This is a genomic window from Streptacidiphilus rugosus AM-16 (genome assembly GCF_000744655.1).
GTDB classification, from domain to species: domain Bacteria; phylum Actinomycetota; class Actinomycetes; order Streptomycetales; family Streptomycetaceae; genus Streptacidiphilus; species Streptacidiphilus rugosus.
The window spans coordinates 3,794,856-3,819,544 of record NZ_JQMJ01000004.1; the positions used below are offsets into that span (position 1 = coordinate 3,794,856).

Genomic DNA, 24,689 nt, shown 5'->3' on the forward strand with positions numbered 1-24,689 from the left:
CCGCGACCCGTGCCGGGTCAGCGGGCGTCGAAGACGTCCGGCCCGAACGGCAGCAGGCCCGCCTGGGCGGCGAAGCCCAGGTGCCCGCGACCGTCCGCGCCGCCGACCCACAGTCCGAGCAGGTCCTCGTAACTGCGAAGCGCCGAGTAATGGTTGTAGCTCCCGGCGGTGTCCACCGTGCCGGGCTTGATGTAACGCTTGTTGAACAGCACCGCACCGGTCCGGCCGCCGCCCGGCGCGGTGTCGCTCGTCGCCTGGAAGGTGCTGTCGCCGGGAGCGACCACATTGGGGCCGGGCGGCTCGTCGCAGCAGGCCGCGGCGTAGTCGGGGTCGGCGGGGTCGGCGTCGGCCTCGTCGAAGGTGAGCACCACGAGGGTGTCGCCCTTCTGGTAGGCGGGCGAGCCCAGGATCATCGGCATCCAGTGCCTGAGCCAGAGGTCGGCTGCGGCCAGCCCTCCGGTGTGGCCGCCCTCGGCGTTGACGCCGGCACAGGTGGCGTCGTGGCCGTCGTCGCACAGGTTGGGCGTGAGGAAGCCGAAGCGCGGGGTGTGCGCGGGGTCGGCGAGGTCCTGGACGAGGCGGCCTGCGGGGTCGGGGGTGCCGTCCGCGCGCAGTCCGCCCAGAGGGACGACGTTGGCCCGGCACTCGGCGGTCTTGTCGATGACGGAGTGGAAGTACATGAACGGGTTGTGCCGGGTGGCGTACTGGTCGGTCGCGGTGGCGACCTCCGCCCCGTCCGTGCCGCCGAGCGCCGGATGGGCACAGGAGGTGCCGCCGTCACGGGAGGGGTCGTTCCCCATGTCCTCGGCGTACTCGCGCCAGGCCGCCCGATGGGTGACGGGGTTGGGCGGGAAGACGCCGTCGAGCTGGTCGGCGATGGTGGGCGCGCCGTGGGTTCCGGCGGCCGGGTTCGGCGCGGGGTAGACGCAGCCGTTGCCGTCGACCTGGCCGGGGTCGGCGGTCGGATTCGGGTCGTCGGTACCGGGGGTGACGTCCACGTAGTGGAACGTGCGGGTGGCGAAGTCGGCGCAATCCGCCTTGGTGAGCATCGTGGGCGCCTGGCCGGAGACCTGGGCGATGTAGTTGTCCAGGCTGAAGTGCCCGGTGGCGTAGTACCCGGGGATCAGCTCGCCCTGGGCGCGCAGGGCGGTGTTGAGGTAGACCGCCGGGGACTGCGCGCCGAAGGTGGTGTCGTAGCCCTCGTTCTCCAGGTCGATGACCAGGATGTGGTTGATCAGACCGGGGGGCAGGAATGCCCGGCCGCTCGCGGCGGGGTCGGCGGGGCGGCGCGCCGGAGCGGTGGCCCCGGCCGCGTTCGTCGCGAGGCCGACACTGATCAGGACCAGCGCGGCGGCGCCGGCGTAGAGGCGGGGGCGGCGCGAGACGGGGCGTGCGAAGGGACGTGGCAGCGTGGGCAACGTCGTCTCCCTGCTGTGAGGGTGCGGGAAGAAGGGGATGGTGGTTCGCAGCTGGTTACTCGTGCCATCAGTGACACGTGTAAGTAGATACCAGTCGGTATGCCGGACCGCCAGACCCCTGGCGCGAGAACTTCGGTCAGTGAACGGCCGGAGCGGCCGTGCGGGACAGTCCGGTCTGCTGCTCGACGTGCCGCAGCGCGGGCTCGGCCAGCAGTTCGTGCAGGTCGACGAAGAGCCGCCGGGCCGCCACCGCGTTCCAGTCGGCCGGCAGGAGCTCGCTCGGCAGACCGGGGTCGAGATACGGCAGGCGGCGCCATTCCGTCAGCAGCGGGACGTACTCGCGGAACGCCTCGACCGGGTCCGGCTCCGGCTCCTGCCGCAGGTCCTCGGCCAACAGCCGGTAGGCATCCGTGAACTGGGCGTACTGGGCCTCGATGGCGGGGAAGTCCCACCACTCGGCCACCGCCGCGCGCAGCTCGGCGAAGCCCGCGTAGGCGGAGGTGAACAGGTGCACGTACGGGCTCAGCCCGTCGCGTTCCAGCGTGCTGCGCGCGTCCGGCAGCAGCCGCGCGGGCGCGAGCCAGACGCCGGGGGCGGCGTTGCCGAAGCCGAGCCAGGTCAGCCTGGCGCGCAGCTGGTGGCGCTGTGCGCGCTCGGACTCGGGCACGGAGAACACGGCGACCACCCAGCCGTCGGCCAGCGCCGCCGGCTCCAGCCTGTCGAAGATGCGCCGGTCGCCCTCGTCGAACAGCGGCTCCATGGCCGCGGCGAGGCGGTAGCCGATGCCGATCCCCCGGCCCCGTTCCTGGACCAGCGTGCCGGACTTCTTCAGGCGCGAGGTGGCCGAGCGCACGGAGGAGCTGTCGACGTCGAGCTGGGCCATCAGCGCGATCAGGTCCGCGATGGAGATCCAGCCTCCGAGGCGCCGGACGAAGTCTCCGTAGATCGTCTGGATCAGGGAACTCGGCCGGGTCGCGGTCTCCGCCATCCTCGCCCTACCTCCTTGCGCGCCCGCCCGTGATCATACCTGGGCGGACGTGCGGAGGCGGTCCCGGTCAGGGCTCGCGCAGCGGCGTCTCCGCGAAGGCTCCGGAGAGCAGGTGGCCCGCGCCCGGGGCCACGGCGGGCAGGCCCAGCCGGCGCAGCATCTGGTGCGCCGTGCAGACGGCGGCGGAGACCACCGGCTTGCCGAGCAGTTGCTCGGCCTCCCCGATCGCGGCCAGGGAGGGCATCTGCACGCAGGCCGACAGCACGACGGCGTCGGCGTCGGCGTGGTCGAGTCGGCGCGCGATGCCGGGCAGCGCGGCCGGGTCGTGGGCGGCGACGTCGAGGTTGCCGGGGATCTCCAGCGAGGTGTGGTCCAGCACCTCGACGCCCTCGTGGGTGAGGTAGTCCACGACGGTCGCGGTGAGCGGCTTCAGGTAGGGGGCGACCAGCACGATCTTCTTCGCCCCGAGGGTGTGGAGTCCGTCGACGAGCGCGCCGGCGCTGGTGACGACGGGCGCGGGGGCGTCGTTCTCCGCGGTGCGCAGGTGCAGCCGTTCCTGCGCGGTGCGGTGGTAGCCGATGCCCATGCTCATGATGGCGACCAGGCAGGCGTAGCCGAGGACGTCGACATGGGCGTCGGAGAGCTCGACGGCGCAGCGGTCGGAGTCCCCGTCCATCGCCTTGAGCTGTTCTGCGGTGACGTGGGTCATCCGCATCCGGCTGGAGTGGAAGGTGAAGCGCTCGGGCGCGATCGTCTCGCGGGCCCGCAGGATCGCGGGGACCTCGGTCTCCATGGTGACGTTGGAGCTGGGGACGATCTGGCCGATCCGGTAGGTGCGTGGGGCCACGGGCGGGTTCTCCTTGACAGAGGTCGGGGGGCGGCGGGCCGCGGGGCCGGGTCAGGGCCGGGATCCGGCCCCGCGGGGTCTCAGGGCCTGCGGGCGTCGACGACCGGGTTGGCGAGGGTGCCGATGCCGGCGATGGTGGCCTCGACCAGGTCGCCCGGCCGCAGGAACTGGGGCGGGACGAAGCCCGCGCCGACGCCGGAGGGCGATCCGGTGGCGATGACGTCGCCGGGTTCGAGGGTGACGCCGGAGGAGATGTCGGCGATCAGGCGCGGGATGCGGAACAGCATGTGACGGGTGTTGGAGTCCTGCTTGACCTCGCCGTTGACGGTCAGCCGCAGGTCCAGGTCGTGCGGGTCGGTGATCTCGTCGGCGGTGACGACGACCGGGCCGAAGGGGGCGTAGGAGTCCTGGCCCTTGGAGAAGAACCACTGGCCCGAGCGCCGTTGGTCGCGCGCGCTGATGTCGTTGACGATGCTGTAGCCGAAGACGTGGTCCCACGCCTCCTCCTCGCTGACCCGGACGGCCCGGCGACCGATCACGACGGCCAGCTCGCACTCCCAGTCCAGCTGCTCGGTGAGGCCGGCGTCGTGCAGGATCGGCTGCCCCGGTCCGGTGACGGCGGTGGCGGGCTTGGAGAACAGCACCGGGCGGTCGGGGACCTCGCGCCCGGTGTCCAGGGTGCGGTGCGACTCGGCGACGTGCTCCACGTAGTTGAGGCCGACTCCGACGATCTTTCCGGGCCGCAGCGGGGCCCGCAGCGTCACCGCGGCCAGGGCGTGGCCGTCGTCGAGCGACGCTCCCTCGGCCAGACGCTTCGCCAGCAGCCGTCCGGCCTCGTCCAGGGCGGGCTGCCCGGCCCGGATCAGCGTCAGGAGGTCGGCGGGCAGTTCGGCGCCGTCGGCCGTCGCGAGGGCGGTCAGGTCGATGATCCGGTCCTCGACCTGCGCACCGAGGCGGGCGGGCACGTCGGGGGCGGCGTTGAGGGTGTAGCTGACCAGTCGCATGGTCGTCTCCTTGCGGTCGTGCGGCGGGGATGTGCGAACGCGGGGCGGTGACGACCGGCTAGGGCTGCCGGTCGAGGACGGGCTGGTGGCCGTCGTGGTCGGGGTGGGCCTCCTCGCGCAGGAAGCCGAGGGAGCGCATGGCCGGGAAGTCGTTGAAGGAGAACAGGCAGGCGTCCTCGGACGGGTCGAGGTTCGCGTGCTCGTGCCAGGCCCAGGAGGGGACGCAGAAGACGTCGCCCTTCTGCCAGGTGTAGCGCCGCCCGGCGATGACCGACACGCCTCGTCCCTTCGCCGCCGTGTAGACGACGGAGCCGGTGTGGCGGTGTGCCCTGGTGGCCTGTCCGGGCCGGAGCAGCTGGAGGTGGGCGCCCATGGTGGGCATGACCGAGCCGCCCGTCACCGGGTTGGTGTACTCCATGATCACGCCGTCGAACGGTGACCCCTCGCTGGCCTTGGCCAGGTTGCACAGCGCCTGGTAGCTGGGTTCCCACGGGTAGCCGAGGACCGGGGAGTACGGGCGGGTCCACCGTTCCAGGCCGTAGGGCAGCAGGTTGGCCCCGTGACTGAGGACGGAGGAGTTGACCACCGGGCCCGACTTCTGGTGCAGCTCGGGGTGGATCTCGTAGAAGTTGGCGTCGAGGGTGTTGGTCAGCGGGATGTCGAGGCCGTCCTGCCAGATGACCGGCGCGTCGGTCGCCTCGTTGCCGTGCTCGTGCCAGGTGCCGTTCGGGGTGATCGCGAAGTCGCCGGGCCCGACCCTGAGCTTCTGGCCGTCCACGATCGTCCAGGCACCGGTGCCCTCGTGGACGAAGCGCAGCGCCGCGGCGGCGTGCCGGTGCGCGCTCATCGACTCGCCGGGTCCCATGATCTGCAGACCGGTGTAGAGCAGGCCGACGGCGGCGCTCTGCTCCTTGCGACCGGGGTTGACCAGCATCACCACGCGCCGTCCGGCATCCTCGGCCTTGACCATGGCCAGCGCCTTCGCGACGAGCGGGCGCAGCTGCTGGTAACGCCACACCATCGGAACGGACGTGGGCTGCGGGTACCAGGGCTCGATCTCGTTGGCGACCGTCCACAGCGCTCCGGCGTCGAGCTGGGACAGCTCGTCGTAGTAGGCCAGCAGTTCGGGGCTGTCGGCGACGCGGGCACGGCCGATCTGGTCGTCGTCGTAGGCGTTCATGAGTCCTCCTTCGGAGGGGTCGGTTCCGCGGGGCCCCGGTCGCGGCGTCCGGCGGCCGGATCGACGGCGAGGGCGAGCGGGCTGCGCGGACGGTTGTCGACGTGGAGCTGGAAGACGTCGAAACGGTTGTAGTGGCCGACGATGTCGTGCATCTGCTTGGGCTGGATGCAGCGGCCGAGGTCGATCTCGCCGTAGACCACGCCCTCGTCGTCGACGAGCGGTTCGGTCACCGGGCGGCCGTCGGGGCCGAAGACGCCCGACAGCGCGCTGCGCTTGCGGCCGAGCATGGTGCGGACGCTCTCGTCCTCGCCGGCGATCAGATCCACGATCTCGGGCGAGATCGTGGAGCAGGCCACCACGGAGAAGACCTTCCCCTCGAAGCAGTGGGCGGCCGTCCGGACCGCGATGGCGTCGGCCATGTCGTAGTCCTCGGGGGCGACCGGCAGCGCGATGTAGCTGGCGGTGTGCACCAGCTCGCCCTGGGCGAGCAGGGCGAAGCGGGCGAGGGTGTTGGTGTTCTCACCGCAGGCGAGTGATCCCAGCGGGCCGATCCCGGTCCGGTGCACCCGCAGTGAGCTGCCGTCACCGCCGGTCCAGGTCAGCTTCTCCGCCCAGGTGGGCACCAGCTTGCGGTGCACGCCGATCAGTTCGCCGTCGGCGTCGATGGTCAGCAGAGTGTTGTAGAGGACGCCGAGGCTGTGCGGCGCGCGTTCGTTGACGCCGATCACCACGACCGTCCCGGCCTGTCGGGCGGCGGTGCGCAGCGCGTCCACCTGCGGGCCCGGCACGTCGATCGAGGCACGCTGAAGGCGCTCGAACCAGGGCGAGCCCTGGACCGGGTTCATCGTCCAGTTCCAGTAGGGGTATCCGGGCACGAGCGCCTCGGGGAAGACCACGAGTCGCGCGCCGTTCCCTGCGGCTTCGTGGATCAGCGCGACGGCCTTGTCGACGGTGGCGTCGGGGTCCAGGTAGACGGGTGAGGTCTGGACGGCCGCGGCGGTGAAGCGGGACAGGTTCTCCATCGGTTTCTCCGTTCGGTGCCGGCGGGGCGGGGGGCACGCTCAGCAGGACGCGGTGACGGCGGCCGGCCTGCGGGAGGTCGGGGGCTGCCAGCGCCGGTGGACGGGGGCCGCGGTCTCGCGGAGCAGGTACAGGCGCGGCGGGACGCGGTCGGCGCGGGGGCCGGGCGGCTTGCGGCTGCCGGCGCGCCAGGGTTCGGGCCAGCGCGCGCCGGGGCCGGTGTAGCCCTGGTCGGCGGCGGCGTGCAGGGTCCACTGCGGGTCGTACAGGTGGCCGCGGCCGACCGCGACCAGGTCCGCGCGTCCGGCCAGCAGGATCGAGTTGGCGTCGTCGTAGCCGCTGACGGCCCCGACGGCGATGGTGGGCAGCCCGGTGGCGTTGCGGACCAGGTCCGCGAAGGGCGTCTGGTACGTACGGCCGTAGGCGGGCCGCTGGTGCGCGACGACCTCCCCGGTGGAGACGTCGATCGCGTCCGCACCGGCCTCGGCGAGCGCCCGGCTGATCTCGACGGCCTCGGCCGCGCTGGTGCCGTGGGCGGCCCAGTCGGTGGCGGAGATCCGCACCACCAGCGGCTTGGCCGCGGGCCAGACGACTCTGACGGCGGCGAGGACCTCGCGCGGGAGGCGCAACCGGCCGCGCAGGTCGCCGCCGTAGCCGTCGGTGCGCCGGTTGGTGAGCGGGGAGAGGAAGCCGGAGACCAGGTGCCCGTGGCCGAACTGGAGCTCCAGCACGTCGAATCCGGCGCGGTCGGCACGCCGCGCGGCATCGGCGAAGTCCCGGGTCACGGCAGCCAGCTCGGCGGCGGTGGCCTCACGGGGGGCGGGGTAGCCGCTGTCCCAGGCCAGCGCCGAGGCGGCGAGGGTCGGCCAGCCTTCCTCCCCGGCCAACGGCCGGCCGACCCCGTCGGGTCCGGGCACCGCGGTGGAACCGCGCCGCCCGGCGTGGGTGAGCTGGATGCCCAGCGGTGTGTCGGTCACCTCGTGGACCGCCCGAACGAGGTCGCGCCAGGCGGTCTCCTGCCCGTCGTTCCACAGCCCGGGGCACGCGGTGCCGACCCGTCCCTCTGGACTGACCGCCGTCATGCCCGCGAAGACCAGCCCGGCGCCGCCGAGGGCCTGGGCGGTCAGCTGCGCCTGGGCGAAGCCGTCGGGCATCCCGTCGACGGAGGTGAAGGTGGCCAGCGGCGGCACCACCACACGGTTGCGCAGCCGCAGTCCGGCCAGCCGCAGCGGCTGGAACATCGGCGGGGCGCCCGAACCGTCGCCGACCGCGGCGTCCACGGCGGCGACGAAGCCGAGGTCGCGGGCGCGCAGGTTCCCGTAGGTGACGCGGCGGCTGCGGGTGAGCAGGTTGAAGGCGAACTGGTCGGGGTCCTGGCCGGTGTAGCGGCCGATGGTCTCGAACCACTCCAGGCTGGCCTGCGCGGCCCGCTGCACCGACTCGACGGCGGGCCGCCTTTCGGCCTCGTAGGCGGCCAGCGCCTCGGCCACGGTGGGCCGTTCGTGCAGGCTGGCCACGAGCGCGAGGGCGTCCTCCATGGCGAGCTTGGTGCCCGAGCCGATCGAGAAGTGGGCGGTGTGGGCGGCGTCACCGAGCAGGACGATGTTGCCGCGGCTCCACGAGGCGGTGCGCACCGTCGAGAAAGTGATCCACTTCGAGGCGTTCGGGATCAGCCGGCAGCCGTCCAGGTGGTCGGCCAGCAGTTCCTCGCAGCGCCGCACGCTCGCCTCGTCGCTCTCGCCGCGGGCGAACTCCCTCTCGGCGAGCGCCGCGAAGCCGCCGCGTCGCCAGGCGTCCTCCTCCATCTCGACGATGAAGGTGGAGCGCTTCTCGTCGAACGGGTAGGCGTGGACCTGGAGGACGCCGAAGTCGCACTCCTCCACGATGAACGTGAACGCTTCGAAGACACGGTCGGTGGCGAGCCACATGTAGCGGCAGGTGCGCTCGTCCAGGCGCGCGCCGAAGTCGTCGGCGAAGGCCAGGCGGGTCTCGGAGCGGACGCCGTCGGCGGCGACCACCAGGTCGTAGTGCTCGGCCAGCTCGGCAGCGGGCGGGGCATGCGTCCCGTAGCGCACGTCCACGCCGAGGTCGGCGCAGCGCTGCTGCAGGATCTCCCGCAACCGGTTGCGGTCCAGGGCGGCGAAGCCGTGACCGCCGGAGGTCCGGACCTCCCCGGCGTAGCGGATGTCGATGTCGCTCCAGCGGGCGAACTCGGCCTCCATCGCGGCGAACGCGGTCGGGTCGGCCTGGGCGATGCCGCTGAGGGTCTCGTCGGAGAAGACCACGCCGAAGCCGAAGGCCGCGTCGCGGGCGTTGCGTTCCCAGACGACGACCTCCCAGTCCGGGGACAGTTGTTTGGCGAGGGCGGCGGTGTAGAGCCCTCCGGGTCCGCCTCCGATGACGGCGATGCGCATGGGGTCCTCCCTGGCGTGTGGAGCCGGGTTCGGTCGGTGAGGTGTGGTCTGTCTGCCGCGGTCCGGCGGCCGGGGTCGCGGTCGTTCGCGACTGCCGCGCGTGTGCGGCTCGGGCGGCTCCGCCTGCCCTGCCCGGTGCCGGCCCGGCTCAGGCGTAGGTCTCGGGAGCCTGCGCTCCGGAGTGGGCGAGGACCTGCCGGACGTGGTCGGGCCAGCGCTCCGTCGCGCGGGCGGTGGCGGCGGAGTGGACGACCGACATCGCGCCGGTGGCCGAGAGCCCGCGCGGTCCGTGCACGTCGAAGGTGTAGTGCAGCGACGAGCCGCCGACCCTGGCGACCCGGAAGTCCACCCGGACGGTGTCGCCGAACCACAGGCGCTCGCGGTAGTCGGCCTCGAAGTGCACACGGGGAATGCTGCCGAAGAGCTCGGCCAGGCCGAGCCTGCGCAGCAGCACCGCCTCGGCGGCCTCGGCCCAGCGCTGGACCGAGGAGAAGTGGTAGTGCCCGGCGGCGTCGGTGTCGTGCCACTCGACCCTGCGCTCGACCACGACGCGGGCCGGCTCCCCCGTCACGTTCGCCTCCCCGGCCGGGCGGGCGGGGCCGCCGAGGGCCATGAGCCGCAGCTGTCCGCGGTTGACCTTCCCACTGGAGTTGCGCGGGAGTTCGCTCAGGAACTCCACCGAGCGCGGGTACTTGTAGGGCGCGATGCGCTGCTTGACGTGGTCCTGGAGGGCGCGGACCGTCTCCGCCCCGGCCGGTGCGCCGTCCCGCAGCACCACGTAGGCCTTGACGACGGCGCCGCGTCGCAGGTCGGGCGCGCTGGTGACCGCGCAGTCGGCCACGTCGGGATGGCCGGCCAGGGCGTGCTCGACCTCGGGAGCGGCGATGTTGTAGCCGGAGGAGACGATCATGTCGTCGCTCCTAGCCTGGAACCAGAAGTAGCCTTCGCGGTCCCGCACATAGGTATCGCCGGTGATGTTCCAGCCGTTGCGGACGTACTCGGTCTGTCGCTCGTCGTCCAGGTAACGGCAGCCGGTGGGGCCTTTGACGGCCAGCAGGCCCGGCTGCCCGTCCGGCACGGGGTTGCCCTCGCGGTCCACCACCGCCGCCCGGTAGCCGGGCACCGGTCTGCCGGTGGCGCCGGGTCTGATGTCCTTGTCCGCGGCGGAGATGAAGACGTGCAGCATCTCGGTGGCGCCGATCCCGTCGATCAGCCGGTGCCCGGTGGCGGCGTGGAACTCCCGCCACAGCGACTCCGACAGCGACTCCCCGGCGGAGACGCACCGGCGCAGGCCGGACAGGTGACCGGCCAGCCCGGCGGACAGGATCGCCCGGTAGGCGGTCGGCGCGGTGAAGAGCACCGTGACCTGATGCCGGCTCACCTGGTGGGCGAGCTCGGCCGGGGTGGCCTGTTCCACCAGCAGGCTCGCCGCCCCGACGCGCAGCGGGAAGACGACCAGGCCGCCGAGGCCGAAGGTGAACGCGAGCGGGGGCGTGCCGGTGAACAGGTCGTCGGGCTCGGGGGCGAGGACGTGCCGGGAGAACGTGTCGGCGTTGGCCAGCACGTCGCGGTGGAAGTGCAGGGTGGCCTTGGGCCGGCCGGTGGTGCCGGAGGTGAAGGCGATCAGGGCGACGTCGTCCGCGGCGGTGGGCACGGCGTCGAACCGGCCCTCCTTCGCGCCGCTGCGCACCGTCAGGTCCGCCTGGTCGTCGCCACCGTAGGCGAGGACGGTGAGTCCGGGGACGCGGGCCCCGGTCAGTTCGTCGAGGAAGCGGTGGTCGCAGAGCGCGAGGGAGGGCCTGCCGATCTCGCAGACCTCCGCCAGCTCTCCGGCGCGGAGCAGCGGCATCGTGGTGATCACGACTCCGCCGGCCTTCAGCACCGCCAGCCAGCAGGCGACCAGCCAGGGGGTGTTCGGGCCGCGCAGCAGCACCCGGTTACCGGGCACGAGCCCGAGGTCCTGGGTCAGCAGCTCGGCCAGGCGGTCCACCCTGGTCCGCAGCTCGCCGTAGGACCACTGCTCGGTGGGGGTGACCAGGCAGCGCCGGTCCGGGCCGAGCCGGGCGATCGTGTCGTCCAGCAGCGCCCCGGCGCAGTTCAGGCGGTCGGGATAGGCGAGCTCGGGGAGTTCGAAGAGCAGTTCGGGCCACTGCTCGAAGGGCGGGAGGCGATCGCGACAGAACGCGTCGACATGAGCCGAAGGTGAGAGCTCCATGGCAGTACCTCGTTCGGGTCGGCGGGGAGTGAGGCAAGTATTGCGTCTTCATGACGACAGTCAAGCAAACGACATATTCTGAGACGACCACCCGCTTTCGGTCGCACCGAACGGGACTTCCGCGGCCGGCAGCACTCCACAGCGGTGGTTACACGTGTTATCTTCTAACACCAGGCGGAGATCGACTCAAGAGCAGCGCTGAATATGCAGCAATCTTGACGGTCGTCGTACATACGCATACTCCCCCACTCGGCCCGAGGAGCACCCATGACCCAGCAGGACTTCCCCCCGCTCGACTCGGGCTGGCCCCCGCCGCGCTTCCTTCCCCCGCCGCCGCCGCGCGTGGCCGCCGACGGCACCCAGCACTTCGAGGGCGTCACCTACGCCACGACCTTCGGCTACCGACCCCGGCTGCTCGACGTCCACGTCCCCGCTCGGGCGGTGGCACAGGGTCTCGCGCCCGTGGTGCTGTGGATCCACGGCGGCGGCTGGATGGACGGGGACCGGCGCTACCCGCCGCCGACCGTTCCGGCCGAGCTGCTCTTCGGCACCGCTCTCGCCGCGGGCCTCGCCGTGGTCACGGTGGACTACCGGCACAGTCTGGAGGCGCCGTTCCCGGCCCAGCTCCACGACGTCAAGGCCGCCATCCGCTACGTGCGGCACTTCGCCGGGATTCTCGGCGTCGACGCCGGCAGCCTGGCCGTCTGGGGCGAGTCGGCGGGCGGCCATCTGGCGGCGATGGCCGGACTCAGCGGTCCCGGATCCGCCGGCGGAGCTCACGAGGGTGACGAGGGGGTGACCGGCGAGGACTCCTCGGTGCGCGCGGTCGTCGACTGGTACGGCGTGTCCGACATCACCGCTGCCGCCCGGGCGTTCCCGGCGCAGCTCGCGCCGGCGCCGTCGGGTCCGGCCGGCGTCGTGGATCCCTACACCGCGCTGCTGGGCGCCGCCCCGGCTGACCGCCCTGAGCTGGCCCGCGCCGCCAGCCCGGTGTCCTACACACAGGGCGGCGGCCATCCCCCGTTCCTGCTGATCCACGGGACGTCCGACGGCCTGGTCCCGTTCGAGCAGAGCGTGGCGCTGGCCGAGGGCCTGCGCGAGTCCGGCTCCCCGGTCGAGCTCGTCCCCGTGGAGGGCGCCGACCACATCTTCCTCGGCGCGCCGGACATTCCGGCCCTGGTGCGGCGCAGCGTCGACTTCCTCGCCGACCACCTCATGGCCCGTCAGGCGCCGTGAGCCGCGGACCGGTTCGCCGCAGACCGGTGCACTGCGGAGCGGTTCGCCGCCACGCCGAAGGCCGGGGCCCGACAGAACGTCGGGCCCCGGGCCTCGGGCGTCGCCCGCTCCGGCCGCAGTCCGAAGCGGGCCGACGCGGGGGCGGGGGCGCTACCCCTCCGTCCCGACCTCGCGCAGCAGCAGGCCGGCGAAGGCCCGCCACAGCAGCAGCGCCGCGCCCGCGCCGAGGCACGCGCCGGCCACCACGTCGCTCAGCCAGTTGGCGTGCAGCCAGGTCGCGCTCCACATGTCGAGCGCCGTGGCCGATCCTCCGGCGACCCACCACAGCCGGCGTCCACGGCGCCGGAGGACCAGGACGCCCACCAGCACGGCCAGCGCCGCCGCACTGCAGGCGTGGCCCGAGGGAAAGGAGGCACCGCTGACCAGGGTCAACGGCTCGTCGGGGCGGGGACGGTCGAGGATCGCCTTGGCCGGAAGCAGCAGGATGTTGCTCGCGATGCAGGCGCTGACCGCGCACAGGGCCGACCAGGGCCGCTTGACCGCGGCGAGCCAGCCCGCCAGCGCCACCCAGGCGATCACCCCGGCCGGTCCGCCGAAGCCGCCCTCGATCATCACGGCCACCAGGTTCCGCAGGCCGCCGTGCTCGCCGGCCGTCGACGCCGCCCAGGCGTCGTCGATCGACTGGAGGAACCCGTGCGGGGCGACGGCGAGGGCGATCCCGGCCGACGCTCCGGCCGTGAGAAGGACTGCGCCCGCGAGCGTGGCGAGCCCGCCGGGTCTCAGTGGTGCGTCTTCGGTCTCGAGTCTCGCCGACGGCCGGAAAGGCAGTCCGGGGGTCGGCTGGGCTTCGGTGGGCATGCGGGGGCACCCGTCTTCCTTCGTGGGACTGGCGTCGTGCGAGTGGTGGGCCGCGCCGGCGGAGGTGATCACGGGCGCGCGCCGAGGCACGCCGGGCCGCGTCGGTCGTGCCGACGGCCACGGGGTTCACACGGGGGTCGCGGACATCGGATTCCGTCGACCCGCCCCAGATTGTACGGGTATTTTGACGCTCGTCACAGCAGCTGCATAAAAATGGGGTTTCGGGCACGGCCCACCCAGGTACGGCGCCGACGAGCCGGCCCGCATCGCACAGCGTCATGGGCTCCGTGTTGCCGCTGGAGCGCCCGCTCACCCAGCCTGGGCGCTGACCCTTCCGCTCTTGACGGCCGCCACGAGCGACGCGTGGTCACGATCGTTCTGGTCCGCGTAGCTGCTCGCGAAGCGCACCAGGGCCTTGTCGAACGAGTCGCTGCCACCGAGGTAGGCGGCGATGGCGATCCGGTCGCCGGAACGGGCGTGGGCCCGGGCGAGGGTCGCCCCGCAGAGCGCGGCGAACTCCGACATGTCCTGCGGCAGCATCAGCGAGGGCTGGGCGATGCCCTTCCAGTCGCGCAGCTGGCGGACGTAGAAGTCGCGTTCGAGGCCGTCGATGCCGACCGCGTGCTCCCAGCCGAGGAAGATGTCGCTCGCCGTCTGCATCAGCCGCTGACCGGCGACGACCCGCTCCCCCTGGGTGGCGTACTCGCTCGCGCCGACGTACTGGGCGAGCACCGACTCCGAGGCCTCCTTGGCCTGGAGGAACAGCGGGTCGTCGCCGTCCCGGCCGAGCAGCAGCACGATCCAGCAGCGGGTGCCGACGCTGCCGACGCCGACGACCTTGCGGGCGACGTCGACCACGTGGAACTGCTCCAGCAGGTGTCGGCGGTCCGTCGACAGCGACCGCCCGTAGCGTTCGATGATGTCGGTGACCGAGTCGCGCTGCACCAGCCGCTGGTCACCGCTGAGCACGTCGTCCAGGCGGCGGATCAGCGGCGGGTCGGACCGGATCAGCCGCTCGCCGTCGACCAGCTCGGTGAGCTTCTCGAAGGCGTTCATGCTGTCCCTGGTGCGGGCCTTCGCCATGGCGGTCGTCATCCGCTTGCGGGCGCCCTTGCCGAGCTCGTTCGCCACGGCGGCCAGGACGCGCTCGGGGTCGTTCTTCGCGTACCAGACCTCGAGATTGCCGAGCCCCGCGAAGGCACGCATCGTCTCCCGGTAGGAGCGCACGCAGGTGCGGACGATGCCGGCGCTGATCCCCTCCTCGAACTCGTTCTCCCGGCCCGCGATCACCAGGCTGGCCGCGAGCCGCTTCACGTCCCACTCCCAGGGGCCGGGGAGCGTCTCGTCGAAGTCGTTGATGTCGAACAGCAGCTGGCGCTCGGGCGACCCCACCAGCCGGAAGTTGAGCATGTGCGCGTCCCCGCACAGCTGGACCCGCAACCCCGAGGCCGGGGTGTTGGCGAGGTCGCACGCCATCACCGCGGCGGCGCCCCGGTAGAAGCGGAACGGCGTCTCGGTCATCCGGCCGTAGCGGATCGGGATCAGCTCCTGGAGCCGGGTGGCCGACTGCCGTTCCACGATGTCCACCACGTCCGGGCGGTCGGCGGCCGGTTCGAAGTCGCCGTGGCTCGACCGCGGCACCCGCGCCCGCGCCGCGCGCCCCAGGTCCGCCCGCTCCCTGGGCGACAGCGGTGCCCCGGCAGATCCGACAGTCCCGACTCCGGTCTCACTCATGGTGGATCTCCTCGCCGCCGCGAACGGCACTCGCGCTCACCCTTCATCGTCCGCGCCCTCGCGTTGCGCCGCATGCGCGGCTGCCCCCGTCGGGTGAGGCGCACGCCGTCGGGATAGGGTGCCGCCGTGGAACGGATCTTGGTGGTGGGCGTCACCGGCGCGGGGAAGTCCACACTCGCGCGCACGCTGAGCGCACGCCTGGGCCTGCCCTTCCACGAGATGGACGCGCTCTACTTCGACGGTCCCGACTGGTCGGTCAACAGCAGGCTGACCGAGGACGTGACCGGGCTGACCGCCGAGCCCCGCTGGATCATCGACTCCCTGGGCTACCCCGAGGTCCGCGACCTGCTGTGGACCCGCGCCGACACGGTGATCTGGCTGGACTACCCCAGGCGCGTCGTCATGCCCAGGGTGCTGCGCCGGTCCTTCCGGCGTTCAGTGACCCGCGAGGCGCTCTTCGGCGGCAACAGGGAGACGTGGACGGGCTGGCTGAGCCGGGAGCACCCGGCCTGGTGGGCGTGGTCCCAGCACGGGACCCGCCGCCGCGAGCTCGGGAGCCGGGTCCGCGACCCCCGCTTCGCCCCTCTCGACACGCTCCGTTTCGGCAGGCCGCAGGAGACGGCTGCCTGGCTGACCTCCCTCTGAGCGCGGCTGCGAGGCCGGGGGTCCGCCTCAGGCCGAGGGCAGCGCGGCGCGGGTCAGAGCGGTGGCGGTGCGGACGAGGCCGGCGACGGCCGCCTCGGGGTCGAGGCCTTGGAGGTCCGTGAGCGCGAACAGGGCCTCGGCGCTGATCACCACGGCGAGCCCCAGCTTGAGCTGTGCCAGGGCTTCCGGGTCGGTCCTGCCGACGGTGGCTTCGAGCGGCGCGAGGGCGTGGTCGATCAGGCCGAAGCGGAGGCCGGGACGGCGCGGGCCCGCGTCGGGGCGGACGACGGTGGCGGCGATCATCGCCCGGACCGCGCCCTGTCGGGCCAGGACGTGCCGCAGCAGGTACTCGGTCGCGGCGGCGACCCGCTCGACCGGGTCGGCGGAGTCGGTGGCCAGGTCCAGCGCGGCGGCGGGGTCCGGCAGTTGGTCGGCCATGGCCTCGCCGAGCAGACTGGCCAGGTCGGGGAAGTACCGGTAGGCGGTGGCCTCGGAGACCAGCGCCGCCCTGGCGATCTCCGGCATGGTCATCTCCCGGCCGGTGAGCATCAGCTCCGCGGCGGCCCGCACGATGGCGTCGCGGGTGCGCTTCTTCTGGTTCGCCCGCCCGCCGCCGGCCCGAGCCGTCTCCACCGCCGCAGCTGCCACCGGTTCGGCTTCGAACGCATGGGCACGGGCGGACATGGGGGCCTCCTTCGGCCAAAAGCGGTGGCGGGCGCAGGACCGCGAGGATTTGACTCAAGTCCACTCTATCAATGCGAGTCGACTTGCACGAAGGCGCACCGGCTCCTATCTTCGCGAGAGACGACTCTCACGAAGGGGCATGCCATGGAATCGGCTCCGAACGTCTCGCTGGTGGGGCCGGACGACGGCGAGCACATCGACCTGGGACCGGCCCGCCTGCGCATCCTGGAGGACGGCCGGACCACGGCCCACCGCCTTGGCATCGCCGAGATCACCCTGGCGCCCGGCATGGACGGTCCGCCCCAGCACCGGCACGCCCAGCACGACGAGGGCTTCTACATCGTCTCCGGCACCGTGCACTTCACCGTCGGGGAGGCCGTCCACGCGGCGCGGCCCGGGACGCTGGTCATGGTGCCGCCCGGCGCCCCGCACACCTTCGCGAACCACGGCGACGAGCCCGCCGTCATGGTCAACACCTTCACGCCCGACCTGTACGTCCAGTACTTCAGAGACCTGCGCACGATGATCGAGGCTGGCGGCGCGCCGACACCGGAGGCCACGATCCAGGTGATGCGCCGTTACGCGACCGAGCCGGTGCCGGACATGACCTGACCACGGCTCTCCGCGAAGTCGTCGAGGGCCGCGAAGACGGCCTCGGGGTTCTCGATGAAGGGGAAGTGACCGGCTTCGGCCACGGGCACGAAGCGGGCGCGCGGGAAGGACGCGGCGAAGGTGCGCCCGTAGGCCGTCGGAATCACTCCGTCGTGCTCGCCCCACAGCACCAGCACCGGAATCCTGACGCGGTGCAGGCGGCCGCGCAGCTTGGGGTCCTCCAGGCTCGGGCCGCCCGAGTAGACGGACAGCGCCCGCTGGTTGGCCGCGACCACCGCGCGGCGCTCGTCGTCGAGCGCGGTGGGATCGGGGCGGAACTCGGCCCGGTGGAACGAGAGCAGGGATATCTCGGCGGGCGACATCCCGGTCAGGTCGGTGACCCCCTGCCCCGGCTCGGCCCGAATCCCCGCCGCATTGACGATCACGAGAGAGTCGATCACGCCGTGGTTGTCGCGCAGGGCCATCTCCGCCGCGATCCAGCCGCCGAGCGAGCTGCCGACGACCGTCACCCTGCTCAGCCCGAGCGCGTCGAGCAGGTCCAGGTAGGCGGTCGCCAGATCGGCGACGGAGTCGAAGCCCTCGGGGCGCGGCGTCCGGTCGAAGCCGGGATGGGTCGGGGCCACGACGTAGCCGCGCGCGGAGAGCGCGGTGGCGAAGCCGATCAGCGTGCCGGGGCCGGCGCCGCCGTGCAGCATCAGGACGGCGGCGCCCTCGTCGGCCTCCGGGTCGCCGAATTCGGTGAAGGTCAGGTCCAGGTCCTGCGACAGGGTGAGCTTCCGGGTGTTCACGACGTGACTCCTCGCGAGTGCAAGCATTCATCATGAGAGCTGACTCTCACGAGAGTAGTCACGCCGCCATCTTCGTGCAAGTCCGCTCTCACGAAGCGGCCTCAGTGCACGGCGAGGTGCAGGACCCGGCGCACCGATCCCCCGCGCCGGGGCCGGCTCGACTCACCGTCCCTCCGGTTCTTGTGAGCCCGCTGAGCCTCCCGGACCAGGCGGTCCTGTGCGGCCTGCGCGACGAGCTCGGCGTGGCGGGACTTGAAGGCGTCGTACTCGAACATCGTGTTCTCCCCTGGAGGGTGGGTGGCTCCGGGATTCCTTGGCCGGTCTCCCTGACAACCTCTAATTTCCTCCCCCAGTAGGGCCTCGGGCATGGGGCGCATGCCCGATCCTGGACGGGCCCGCACCCCTAGATCCGACACGCCGTCACACTCCGGAGCGCCTAAGAGGAGCTAACACAAAGAGCTCTGCGGACCCATGTCTCCTTTCCTGCTGCCTCGTTGGTCAGAGCGTGGGGAAGGGGATGGGGCCGCCCTGGCTTGTGGCGGACGACCTGTGGGAGCGGATCGAACCGCTCTTGCCAGTGCGGGAACGGCGTCGGCGGTTCCCGGGCAGGCTGCCGCTGGACGATCGCAAGTGTCTGCAGGGGATCTTGTTCGTGCTGCACACGGGGATCCAGTGGGAGTGGCTGCCGCAGGAGCTCGGTTTCGGCTCGGGCATGACCTGCTGGCGTCGGTTGCGGGACTGGAACGAGGCTGGGGTGTGGGACCGGCTGCACCTTGTGTTGCTGAGCGAGCTGCACCGGGCCGGTGAGCTGGACTGGTCGCGGGCGGTGATCGACGGCTCGCATCGCCAGGCCCGTCGGGGCGGCCCAAAACGGGGCCGAGCCCGGTCGACCGCGCCCGACCCGGCTCGAAACACCATGTGATCACGGACGGTCGCGGCACCCCGCTGGCCATCGCGTTGACCGGCGGCAACCGTCACGACGTGACCCAACTGCTGCCACTTGTGGACGCCATCCCCCACGTCCGCGGCAAGCGGGGCCGACCGCGTCACCGACCGGACCGGCTCTATGCCGATCGCGGCTACGACTACGACAAGTACCGGCGCTTGTTGTGGCAGCGCGGGATCAAACCGGTGATCGCGCGTCGCGGAGTCCCGCACGGGTCCGGACTCGGCACTGTCCGGTGGGTCGTCGAGCGGACAAACGCGTGGATTCATGGCTTTCGTCGCCTGCGAATCCGGTGGGACATCCGCGACGACATCCACGAGGCATTCCTCAAGCTGGCGTGCTGCATCATCACCTACAGACGCGTCCGCGCGTTGTGTTGACTGCTCTCAGTTGAAATAGTCGCGGTGCGCCAGGCGTACCACCCGGCTGATCGCAGTGAGAAAGGCAGCACGTGTTTGACGCGTTCGCGGTGAAGTGGCCCGAGACAGCCAGGGAACAGTTGGAATCGGCACAGTACGAGCTTCCGTTGCGTGGCAACGCGACGCCGGCCTACCAGCAGCTGGCCGAGGTCTTCCGGCATCACGCTGGAACCTCATTCGCGGATGGCCTGTACCGGGTTCACGGTGTCGAGACCGCCCAGCAAGCGCGCGACTACTGCCTTCAGTTGGCTCCGGAGGCTGGACGCGTTACCTTCCCTTTCGCCTTCGACTGGCTGGGGCGGCAGCTTGCCGTCGATCTGAGGGATCCGCAGAACCTGCCCGTCATCCAGTTCGATCCTGCGGCCGGAAAGGCCTACGAGAGCGAGATGGCACTTGCTGAGTTCCACGACTTGATCTCGGAGGAGAGCCTGGATGGGGAGGCTCTCTCATGGGAGCTGTACCGAGAATGGCGCGCACAGGACATGGACCCTCTCGGATTCGATGAGTGCGTGGGACTGGGGGTTCCGCTCTTTCTCGGAGGAGAGGAGTCGGTGGGCAACCTCCAGCGATCCAACATGGATGTCTACTGGGAGCTCTCGTGCCAGCTGGCACGCGGAGTGAGTGGACTCTAGGCGGCCCGACACCCGTCCGCCAGGCCTGGCCAGCGAGGTATCCGGGCGGACGACCTGGCACCAGAGCTCTTTGTGTTAGCTCCTCTAAGCACGCGGCAGGGCGTCCCGGACGGCCTAAGGATGGTCTGAGCAGGCACGATTCGCCGCGCGTCCGCCTAAGGCAGGCCCTGCGGACCGCCGGTCAGCGTGTAGTGCCAGCCCGGCCGCCAGGGCGGCGGAGCGGCGAGCACCTGCTCCAAGCGGGTGCCGGCCAGCAGGCAGTCGAGCGACCAGCGGTTCGCCGAATGGGCGATCACCAGAATCCGCGCGCCGTCCCGCTCCGCGAGGAGGTCGCGCAGGAACGACGCCGTGGCGTCGAGGACGTCACGGTAGCTCTGGCCGCCGGGATACGGCTCCTCGATCCGCCGCAGCCGCTGCGCCGCGACGACGGCGAGCGGGGCGCCGTTGAGCTCCCCGTAGTCGCACTCGCGCAGACGCGCGTCCTGCGTGGTCCCCGGCCGACCGCCGGGGAAGGCGATCGCGGCCGTCTCGACGGCCCGGTGCAGGTCCGAGGTGTACACGGCGTCGAAGCCCTCGGCTCTCCGACGCTCCCCCAGTTCCGCGGCCTGGCGCCGTCCGAGCGCGGAGAGCCGGCCAGGGAGCCATCCGGTGGCGATGCCGGCCTCGTTGTCGGTCGTGGTCGAGTGGCTCTCACAGACGATCTCCACGGCCATCGGGCCCTCCTCACCGACGCTCAGCAACGGTCTCCGGGGGCGATACCCGCGCCCCGGGGAAGAAGCACGCCCAGGAGGCGTGCCGCCGGCCGGGCGAAGACGGGCCGCCGCGGTGCTGGACGGCGGCCCACCGGGTAGACGGCCTGGTGGACCACCCGCCCGTCGAGAGAGGTGCTCATGAAGCGGCGCCGGCTCAATCTGGAGCTGCTGACCTGTGCCTCACGCGGGCACGCGCCGGCCGAACCCGAGGACCTGGAGGGCGGCGCCGACCCGGTGCTCGTGCGCTGGACGCCGGACGGGCTCTGCTGGCAGCGCTGCCTGCGCTGCGACGCCTGGATCCCCTCCCGTCGCGAGCGGCCGGCCCGGCCCGCGGCACGGCCCGCCGCCGAACTCGTGGTGCCGGAACGCGGCCGGGAACTGCGGGACCGGTACGTGCTGCGGCTGATCGCCCTGGACCGGCTGTTCCACTTCGTGCTCCTGGGCACGGCCGCCGTCGTCGTGCTGCTCTTCACCGCCGACCGCAAACGCCTGTCCGACCCCTTCTACCGGGTCGTCGACGCGCTGCAGAACGGCGCGGGCGGCCTGGGCGCGCGCCCGGGCACGGGACTGGCCGGGGAGATCGAGAAGGCGTTCCAGGAGCCGTCCACCAAGCTGTGGTTCCTCGGCGCGGTGCTCGCCGCGTACGCGGTGCTGGAAGGGGTGGAGGCGATCGGGCTGTGGCGGGGGCGGCGCTGGGCCGAGTACCTGACCTTCGTCGCGACGACGGTGCTGCTGGCCCCCGAGGTGTGGGAGCTGACCCGCCGGGTGTCCTTCTTCAAGGTCACCGCTCTGGTCGTCAACATCGCCGTCGTCGTCTATCTCCTCTACGCCAAGCGCCTGTTCGGTCTGCGCGGCGGGTACCCCGCGCAGCGGCGCGAGCAGGCCAGGGACAGCGGCCGCCAGGCCCTGGAACGCGCCTTCCCCTGAGCGGGGCCGGTCAGGAGCGGCGGATCAGGCCGGTGCGCTTGACGGTGGCCAGCAGCGGCGTCGTCTCGATGGCGGCGATCCCGTCCAGGGGACCGACCGTGGAGACGAGGAACGTGTACAGGGCGTCGAGGTCCTTCGTCGCGACGGCGACGAGCAGATTGGCGGGCCCGGCCGTCGCGGCGGTGAAGCGCACCTGCGGGTGGACGCTGAGGGATCGTGCGGTCCGCTCCAGTGCGCCGGGCTGCACGGTGATCCAGAGCAGCGCCTCGGCCTGCGCGCCGAGCAGGGCGAGGTCCGTCTCGGTGGCCAGGCGCAGGACTTGGCCGCGCAAGAGGGCGTCGAGGCGTCGGCGCGCCGTGAGCGCGGTGGTGCCGACCCGGCGGGCGAGTTCGGTGTAGGTGGCGCGCCCGTCCTCCGTCAGGGCCTCGATCAGGGCGGTGTCGCCGTCACGGAGCGGACCCGGGGCCGCCGGTGCCGTCGCCGTGGTCAGCGGATCGGGCGCGAGCGCGGCGGTCTCCTCGGCGGTGAGCAGGCCCGCGGTCCAGCGGAACGCGGTCGGGAAGACGCGCAGCAGTGTGTGGGCGGTCCAGGAGTCCACCGCGTCGGTGGCCGGGAGGTCGCGCAGCAGCAGGGAGTTGCGGGCGTCGGGGCCGTCGAGGAAGAAGACCGCGGAGATCTCGTCCCCGCCGCCGAGGATGTCGACCCAGACGGTGTCCGGGCGACGGGCCAGCACCCCGGCGATGGCGCGGATCCGTTGCGGGCGGCAGCGGATGCGGAGCGCGAGGGGGATCAGCCGGGGAAAGTGCCGGGGGTTGCGGACGGCCGTGGCGCGCAGGGTCCCGTCCGCGTAGAGGGGGGTGGCCCGGCGGACGACGGTGCGCTCCGACAGGCCGAGGCACTGGCTGATCTCGCGCCAGGAGGCACGCGACGAGGCGAGCAGGACGGCCGCGATCCTGCGGTCCGTGTCGTCGAGCTCCTGTCGCATGATCTGCATCCTATGCCGCTTGATTGGCAGGGTTTCTGCCTTTCGTACGCCGAGATGGTGGGAGACCAGCACTCCGCGGCTACAACGGTCGGGTCAGCGTCCGCGAACGACGGGAGGAAGACCATGACGGAACACGGCGCCGATCTGCTGATCCGGGCCGGGGCGGTGCACACACTGGTCCCCGGGCAGGCTCCCCAGCGGGCCCTGGCCGTGCGGGGCGACCGCATCGCGGCGGTGTCGCCGGACCCGAACGGCCTGGACGGGCTGGTGACCGCGCGCACCACGGTCCACGACCTGCCGGAGGCCACCGTGCTGCCCGCCTTCGACGACACGCACACGCACCTGATCTTCGCCGGGCACAGCGCGCACGACGTCCCGGTCCACCTGGCGCGCACGATTCCCGAGTTCCTGGAGCTGATCCGCGAGCGTGCCGCCCGCACGCCCGAGGGTCAGTGGATCCGGACCACCACCAACTGGCAGGAACTCGATCTCGCGGAGCGGCGCATGCCGACGGCGGCCGAGCTCGACCTGGCCACCGACCGCCACCCCGTCCTGGTCAAGCGCGGCGGTCACAACGACGTGGTGAACCATTACGCGCTGCGGCTGGCGGGCATCACGGAGGACACCCCCGTCCCGGCGGGCGGGGTGATCGGCCGTGACGCCGAGGGCCGACTCAACGGGCGGTTGATCGACAACGCCATGGGACTGGTGGAACGGCTCGTCCCCGCCGCGGACCGGTCGCGGCAGGTCGAGGGGCTTCGCCTGGCCAGTGCCCGGTACGCGGCGACCGGGATCGGCACGGTCCGCGACTGCGCGGTCTCGCTCGACGACTACGCGGTGCTCCGCGCCGCCGCCGGGATCGGCGCGCTCAGCACCCGGGTCCGCGTGCTGATCGCCGCGCTCGGCCTGAGCGGCGCGGCCCAGGTGGAGGACCTGCTGGACGCGATGGAGCCCTGGCGCTACCAAGTGGACCCCTGGCTGCGCGTGTGGGGGGTGAAGTTCGGCCTGGACGGCGGCCTCGAGGCCGGCGCCACGGAGGAGCCCTACGCCTGCGACCACGCCTTCTCCGGCACGCTGACCTGGGAGCCCGACGCCCTGGTCGAGGCGGTCGACGCCGTGGTCAGGCGCGGCTGGAGGGTCGGCACCCACGCGTACGGCGACCGGGCGGTGCGCATTCTCCTCGACGTGTACGAGGAGGTGCTGCGACGCCACCCCGGCCTGCCTTCGGGGACCCTGGTCATGGAGCACGGCGGTCTGGCCGGCCCCGCCCAGCGCGGCCGTGCCGCCGCCCTCGGCGTCCCGGTCACGATCCAGCAGCCGCTACTGCACGACACCGCCGAGGTGGAGCGGGAGTTCTGGGGCCCCGAGCGGGTCGCGGCGCTCTTCCCCGCCCGGGGCTGGCTGGACCAGGGGGCTCTGGTGACGGCCGGGTCGGACTTCCCGGTCGGACGTTTCGGCGCGATGCGCTCCGTCTGGGGCATGACGACCCGCCAGACCGTGATCGGCGTCCAGGGGCCCGAGCACGCCATCTCCTTCGACGAGGCCGTGGCCCTGCACACCGCCAACGCCGCACGCCTGCTGGGCGAGGCGGACCTGCGCGGCGTGCTCACCCCCGGGCGCCTCGCCGACCTCACCCTCTGGGACCGCGATCCGGCCGGCTGCGCGCCGGACGAGCTCCGCGACCTGCTGCCCTCGCACACCTTCCTCGGCGGCACGGCCGTCCACGGCCCCGGGCCCGGCCGCTGACGCCGGGGCCGAGAGCCGCGCCGACTGCGTTTGCAATGGCCCCGGGCCGGGGTTTGAGTGGTGCTGCGACCTGAGGAGGAACCATGGCCCACCACAAGTCGAACAAGGCCGTCGAGGGCGACCCGGACACCGGCCACGGCCGCGGCCTGCCCCTGCGCCCCGACGAGGACGAACTGGAGGCCCGCACCGAGTTCGACCGCGAGGAGGCCGGTCTCGTCCGGGAGGACGAGCCGGACCCGGACGGCGAGTAGGCGCGCGAACGGGCGGACGGGCGGTCCGGCAGGGCCGCTCGTAGGCTGAGGTGCAGCGATCGTCCTGTTGGGAGGCCGGTGTGAGGGTGCTGTTCAAGCTGCGCTGTCCCGGCAGCGAGACGGAGTTCTACAACGAGGCGGAGATCGAGCTGGACTGGGCCTGGCCCGCGCTGCCGCGTGAGGCGGAGACCGTGCTGGTGGACGGCGCGGAGTTCCACGTCACGAAGGTCTGCTGGCGCCTGGACGTCGAGCCGCCGGTGGTGATCGAGGCGGAGGTGGACGCCGCCGTGGCCGCCCACAAGGTCGACTGGCTCACCGGACTGGGTCCGCACGCGCTGCGGACCTTCGTAGATCTTCCCCGCGGCGGCTGAGCGGCGACGAGACGGGG

General features: G+C 72.3%; 24 protein-coding genes. 9 read left to right on the plus strand and 15 right to left on the minus strand.

Going from position 1 to position 24,689, the window contains the following annotated elements; genetic code table 11:
- Window positions 1-17 precede the first annotated feature (17 nt).
- The 8 genes from BS83_RS26190 to BS83_RS26225 all read right to left on the minus strand — a co-directional run bounded on the left by BS83_RS26190 (window position 18) and on the right by BS83_RS26225 (window position 11,086).
- Window positions 18-1,418, minus strand: a complete 1,401-nt coding sequence (locus tag BS83_RS26190; protein ID WP_051943972.1) for a hypothetical protein — start codon at window positions 1,416-1,418, stop codon at window positions 18-20.
- Between the two features lie 136 nt (window positions 1,419-1,554).
- Window positions 1,555-2,406 carry a PaaX family transcriptional regulator gene (locus BS83_RS26195; protein WP_037605991.1) on the minus strand — a complete coding sequence of 284 codons (852 nt, stop codon included), beginning with the start codon at window positions 2,404-2,406 and terminating at the stop codon, window positions 1,555-1,557.
- A 67-nt stretch (window positions 2,407-2,473) separates the two neighbouring features.
- On the minus strand, window positions 2,474-3,199 hold the full coding sequence (locus BS83_RS26200) for a maleate cis-trans isomerase family protein (protein ID WP_051945571.1): 726 nt from the start codon (window positions 3,197-3,199) through the stop codon (window positions 2,474-2,476).
- 134 nt (window positions 3,200-3,333) lie between these two features.
- Window positions 3,334-4,257, minus strand: a complete 924-nt coding sequence (locus BS83_RS26205) for a fumarylacetoacetate hydrolase family protein (RefSeq protein ID WP_037605993.1) — start codon at window positions 4,255-4,257, stop codon at window positions 3,334-3,336.
- Window positions 4,258-4,315: 58 nt separating this feature from the next.
- Window positions 4,316-5,437: a cupin domain-containing protein gene (locus tag BS83_RS26210; protein WP_037605994.1), complete on the minus strand. Its 1,122-nt coding sequence runs from the start codon at window positions 5,435-5,437 to the stop codon at window positions 4,316-4,318.
- On the minus strand, window positions 5,434-6,459 hold the full coding sequence (locus tag BS83_RS26215) for a carbon-nitrogen hydrolase family protein (RefSeq protein WP_051943974.1): 1,026 nt from the start codon (window positions 6,457-6,459) through the stop codon (window positions 5,434-5,436). Before BS83_RS26215 ends, BS83_RS26210 begins: the two co-directional genes overlap by 4 nt.
- Window positions 6,460-6,498: 39 nt before the next feature.
- Window positions 6,499-8,871: an oxidoreductase gene (locus BS83_RS26220; RefSeq protein WP_037605995.1), complete on the minus strand. Its 2,373-nt coding sequence runs from the start codon at window positions 8,869-8,871 to the stop codon at window positions 6,499-6,501.
- A 148-nt stretch (window positions 8,872-9,019) separates the two neighbouring features.
- A complete protein-coding gene (locus BS83_RS26225; protein WP_084714084.1) occupies window positions 9,020-11,086 on the minus strand; it encodes an AMP-binding protein in 2,067 nt (688 codons plus the stop codon).
- 267 nt (window positions 11,087-11,353) lie between these two features.
- Here BS83_RS26225 and BS83_RS26230 point away from each other — a divergent pair, with 267 nt between their 5' ends.
- Window positions 11,354-12,322, plus strand: coding sequence for an alpha/beta hydrolase (locus tag BS83_RS26230; protein WP_037605996.1), 969 nt, complete (start codon window positions 11,354-11,356; stop codon window positions 12,320-12,322).
- Between the two features lie 150 nt (window positions 12,323-12,472).
- Here the strand turns inward: BS83_RS26230 and BS83_RS26235 are convergent, their stop codons facing one another.
- Both BS83_RS26235 and BS83_RS26240 read right to left on the minus strand, forming a co-directional pair.
- Complete coding sequence (locus BS83_RS26235; RefSeq protein ID WP_051943976.1) at window positions 12,473-13,180, minus strand: phosphatase PAP2 family protein; 708 nt, start codon at window positions 13,178-13,180, stop codon at window positions 12,473-12,475.
- A gap of 309 nt (window positions 13,181-13,489) precedes the next feature.
- A complete protein-coding gene (locus BS83_RS26240; protein WP_037605997.1) occupies window positions 13,490-14,914 on the minus strand; it encodes a DUF2252 domain-containing protein in 1,425 nt (474 codons plus the stop codon).
- 126 nt (window positions 14,915-15,040) lie between these two features.
- Here BS83_RS26240 and BS83_RS26245 point away from each other — a divergent pair, with 126 nt between their 5' ends.
- Window positions 15,041-15,559, plus strand: a complete 519-nt coding sequence (locus tag BS83_RS26245; protein ID WP_037605998.1) for a P-loop NTPase family protein — start codon at window positions 15,041-15,043, stop codon at window positions 15,557-15,559.
- Window positions 15,560-15,586: 27 nt separating this feature from the next.
- Here the strand turns inward: BS83_RS26245 and BS83_RS26250 are convergent, their stop codons facing one another.
- Window positions 15,587-16,243, minus strand: coding sequence for a TetR/AcrR family transcriptional regulator (locus tag BS83_RS26250; protein ID WP_084714087.1), 657 nt, complete (start codon window positions 16,241-16,243; stop codon window positions 15,587-15,589).
- Between the two features lie 144 nt (window positions 16,244-16,387).
- On the opposite strand from BS83_RS26250, the gene BS83_RS26255 reads away from it, so the two are divergent.
- Window positions 16,388-16,855 (plus strand): cupin domain-containing protein, encoded by a 468-nt coding sequence (locus BS83_RS26255; protein WP_037605999.1) that lies wholly within the window; start codon window positions 16,388-16,390, stop codon window positions 16,853-16,855.
- Here BS83_RS26255 and BS83_RS26260 read toward each other — a convergent pair.
- Window positions 16,822-17,643 carry an alpha/beta fold hydrolase gene (locus BS83_RS26260; protein ID WP_037606000.1) on the minus strand — a complete coding sequence of 274 codons (822 nt, stop codon included), beginning with the start codon at window positions 17,641-17,643 and terminating at the stop codon, window positions 16,822-16,824. The genes BS83_RS26255 and BS83_RS26260 overlap by 34 nt on opposite strands.
- A gap of 101 nt (window positions 17,644-17,744) precedes the next feature.
- Window positions 17,745-17,918 carry a hypothetical protein gene (locus BS83_RS45710; protein ID WP_157597320.1) on the minus strand — a complete coding sequence of 58 codons (174 nt, stop codon included), beginning with the start codon at window positions 17,916-17,918 and terminating at the stop codon, window positions 17,745-17,747.
- A gap of 242 nt (window positions 17,919-18,160) precedes the next feature.
- Between BS83_RS45710 and BS83_RS44280 the strand changes: the two genes are divergently transcribed.
- Both BS83_RS44280 and BS83_RS42180 read left to right on the plus strand, forming a co-directional pair.
- Window positions 18,161-18,969, plus strand: a protein-coding gene (locus BS83_RS44280; RefSeq protein ID WP_157597321.1) for an IS5 family transposase whose coding sequence is annotated in 2 segments (ribosomal slippage) — window positions 18,161-18,509 and window positions 18,509-18,969 — 810 coding nt in all. Because the reading frame shifts where the segments join, the coding sequence is not laid out codon by codon here.
- A gap of 71 nt (window positions 18,970-19,040) precedes the next feature.
- Window positions 19,041-19,640: a T6SS immunity protein Tdi1 domain-containing protein gene (locus tag BS83_RS42180; RefSeq protein WP_051943978.1), complete on the plus strand. Its 600-nt coding sequence runs from the start codon at window positions 19,041-19,043 to the stop codon at window positions 19,638-19,640.
- Between the two features lie 155 nt (window positions 19,641-19,795).
- On the opposite strand, the gene BS83_RS26280 is transcribed toward BS83_RS42180, so the two are convergent.
- A complete protein-coding gene (locus BS83_RS26280; protein WP_037606002.1) occupies window positions 19,796-20,353 on the minus strand; it encodes a histidine phosphatase family protein in 558 nt (185 codons plus the stop codon).
- A gap of 177 nt (window positions 20,354-20,530) precedes the next feature.
- Between BS83_RS26280 and BS83_RS26285 the strand changes: the two genes are divergently transcribed.
- Window positions 20,531-21,319 (plus strand): DUF2127 domain-containing protein, encoded by a 789-nt coding sequence (locus BS83_RS26285; RefSeq protein ID WP_051943980.1) that lies wholly within the window; start codon window positions 20,531-20,533, stop codon window positions 21,317-21,319.
- A 10-nt stretch (window positions 21,320-21,329) separates the two neighbouring features.
- Here the strand turns inward: BS83_RS26285 and BS83_RS26290 are convergent, their stop codons facing one another.
- Window positions 21,330-22,304: an Lrp/AsnC family transcriptional regulator gene (locus tag BS83_RS26290; protein ID WP_037609889.1), complete on the minus strand. Its 975-nt coding sequence runs from the start codon at window positions 22,302-22,304 to the stop codon at window positions 21,330-21,332.
- A 123-nt stretch (window positions 22,305-22,427) separates the two neighbouring features.
- Here BS83_RS26290 and BS83_RS26295 point away from each other — a divergent pair, with 123 nt between their 5' ends.
- The 3 genes from BS83_RS26295 to BS83_RS26300 all read left to right on the plus strand — a co-directional run bounded on the left by BS83_RS26295 (window position 22,428) and on the right by BS83_RS26300 (window position 24,672).
- On the plus strand, window positions 22,428-24,050 hold the full coding sequence (locus tag BS83_RS26295) for an amidohydrolase (protein WP_037606003.1): 1,623 nt from the start codon (window positions 22,428-22,430) through the stop codon (window positions 24,048-24,050).
- Window positions 24,051-24,133: 83 nt separating this feature from the next.
- Window positions 24,134-24,301: a hypothetical protein gene (locus BS83_RS46665; protein WP_198035303.1), complete on the plus strand. Its 168-nt coding sequence runs from the start codon at window positions 24,134-24,136 to the stop codon at window positions 24,299-24,301.
- A gap of 80 nt (window positions 24,302-24,381) precedes the next feature.
- Window positions 24,382-24,672 (plus strand): hypothetical protein, encoded by a 291-nt coding sequence (locus BS83_RS26300; protein WP_037606004.1) that lies wholly within the window; start codon window positions 24,382-24,384, stop codon window positions 24,670-24,672.
- The last annotated feature ends 17 nt before the right edge of the window (window positions 24,673-24,689 follow it).

Excerpts from the sequence above, each read along its gene's own strand:
- BS83_RS26195 (WP_037605991.1), bottom strand. The coding sequence starts at position 2,406 with ATGGCGGAGACCGCGACCCGGCCGAGTTCCCTGATCCAGACGATCTAC.
- BS83_RS26200 (WP_051945571.1), bottom strand. The coding sequence starts at position 3,199 with ATGGAGACCGAGGTCCCCGCGATCCTGCGGGCCCGCGAGACGATCGCG.
- BS83_RS26205 (WP_037605993.1), bottom strand. The coding sequence starts at position 4,257 with ATGCGACTGGTCAGCTACACCCTCAACGCCGCCCCCGACGTGCCCGCC.
- BS83_RS26210 (WP_037605994.1), bottom strand. The coding sequence starts at position 5,437 with ATGAACGCCTACGACGACGACCAGATCGGCCGTGCCCGCGTCGCCGAC.
- BS83_RS26215 (WP_051943974.1), bottom strand. The coding sequence starts at position 6,459 with ATGGAGAACCTGTCCCGCTTCACCGCCGCGGCCGTCCAGACCTCACCC.
- BS83_RS26220 (WP_037605995.1), bottom strand. The coding sequence starts at position 8,871 with ATGCGCATCGCCGTCATCGGAGGCGGACCCGGAGGGCTCTACACCGCC.
- BS83_RS26225 (WP_084714084.1), bottom strand. The coding sequence starts at position 11,086 with ATGGAGCTCTCACCTTCGGCTCATGTCGACGCGTTCTGTCGCGATCGC.
- BS83_RS26230 (WP_037605996.1), top strand. The coding sequence starts at position 11,354 with ATGACCCAGCAGGACTTCCCCCCGCTCGACTCGGGCTGGCCCCCGCCG.
- BS83_RS26235 (WP_051943976.1), bottom strand. The coding sequence starts at position 13,180 with ATGCCCACCGAAGCCCAGCCGACCCCCGGACTGCCTTTCCGGCCGTCG.
- BS83_RS26240 (WP_037605997.1), bottom strand. The coding sequence starts at position 14,914 with ATGAGTGAGACCGGAGTCGGGACTGTCGGATCTGCCGGGGCACCGCTG.
- BS83_RS26250 (WP_084714087.1), bottom strand. The coding sequence starts at position 16,243 with ATGTCCGCCCGTGCCCATGCGTTCGAAGCCGAACCGGTGGCAGCTGCG.
- BS83_RS26255 (WP_037605999.1), top strand. The coding sequence starts at position 16,388 with ATGGAATCGGCTCCGAACGTCTCGCTGGTGGGGCCGGACGACGGCGAG.
- BS83_RS45710 (WP_157597320.1), bottom strand. The coding sequence starts at position 17,918 with ATGTTCGAGTACGACGCCTTCAAGTCCCGCCACGCCGAGCTCGTCGCG.
- BS83_RS26280 (WP_037606002.1), bottom strand. The coding sequence starts at position 20,353 with ATGGCCGTGGAGATCGTCTGTGAGAGCCACTCGACCACGACCGACAAC.
- BS83_RS26285 (WP_051943980.1), top strand. The coding sequence starts at position 20,531 with ATGAAGCGGCGCCGGCTCAATCTGGAGCTGCTGACCTGTGCCTCACGC.
- BS83_RS26290 (WP_037609889.1), bottom strand. The coding sequence starts at position 22,304 with ATGCGACAGGAGCTCGACGACACGGACCGCAGGATCGCGGCCGTCCTG.
- BS83_RS26295 (WP_037606003.1), top strand. The coding sequence starts at position 22,428 with ATGACGGAACACGGCGCCGATCTGCTGATCCGGGCCGGGGCGGTGCAC.
- BS83_RS46665 (WP_198035303.1), top strand. The coding sequence starts at position 24,134 with ATGGCCCACCACAAGTCGAACAAGGCCGTCGAGGGCGACCCGGACACC.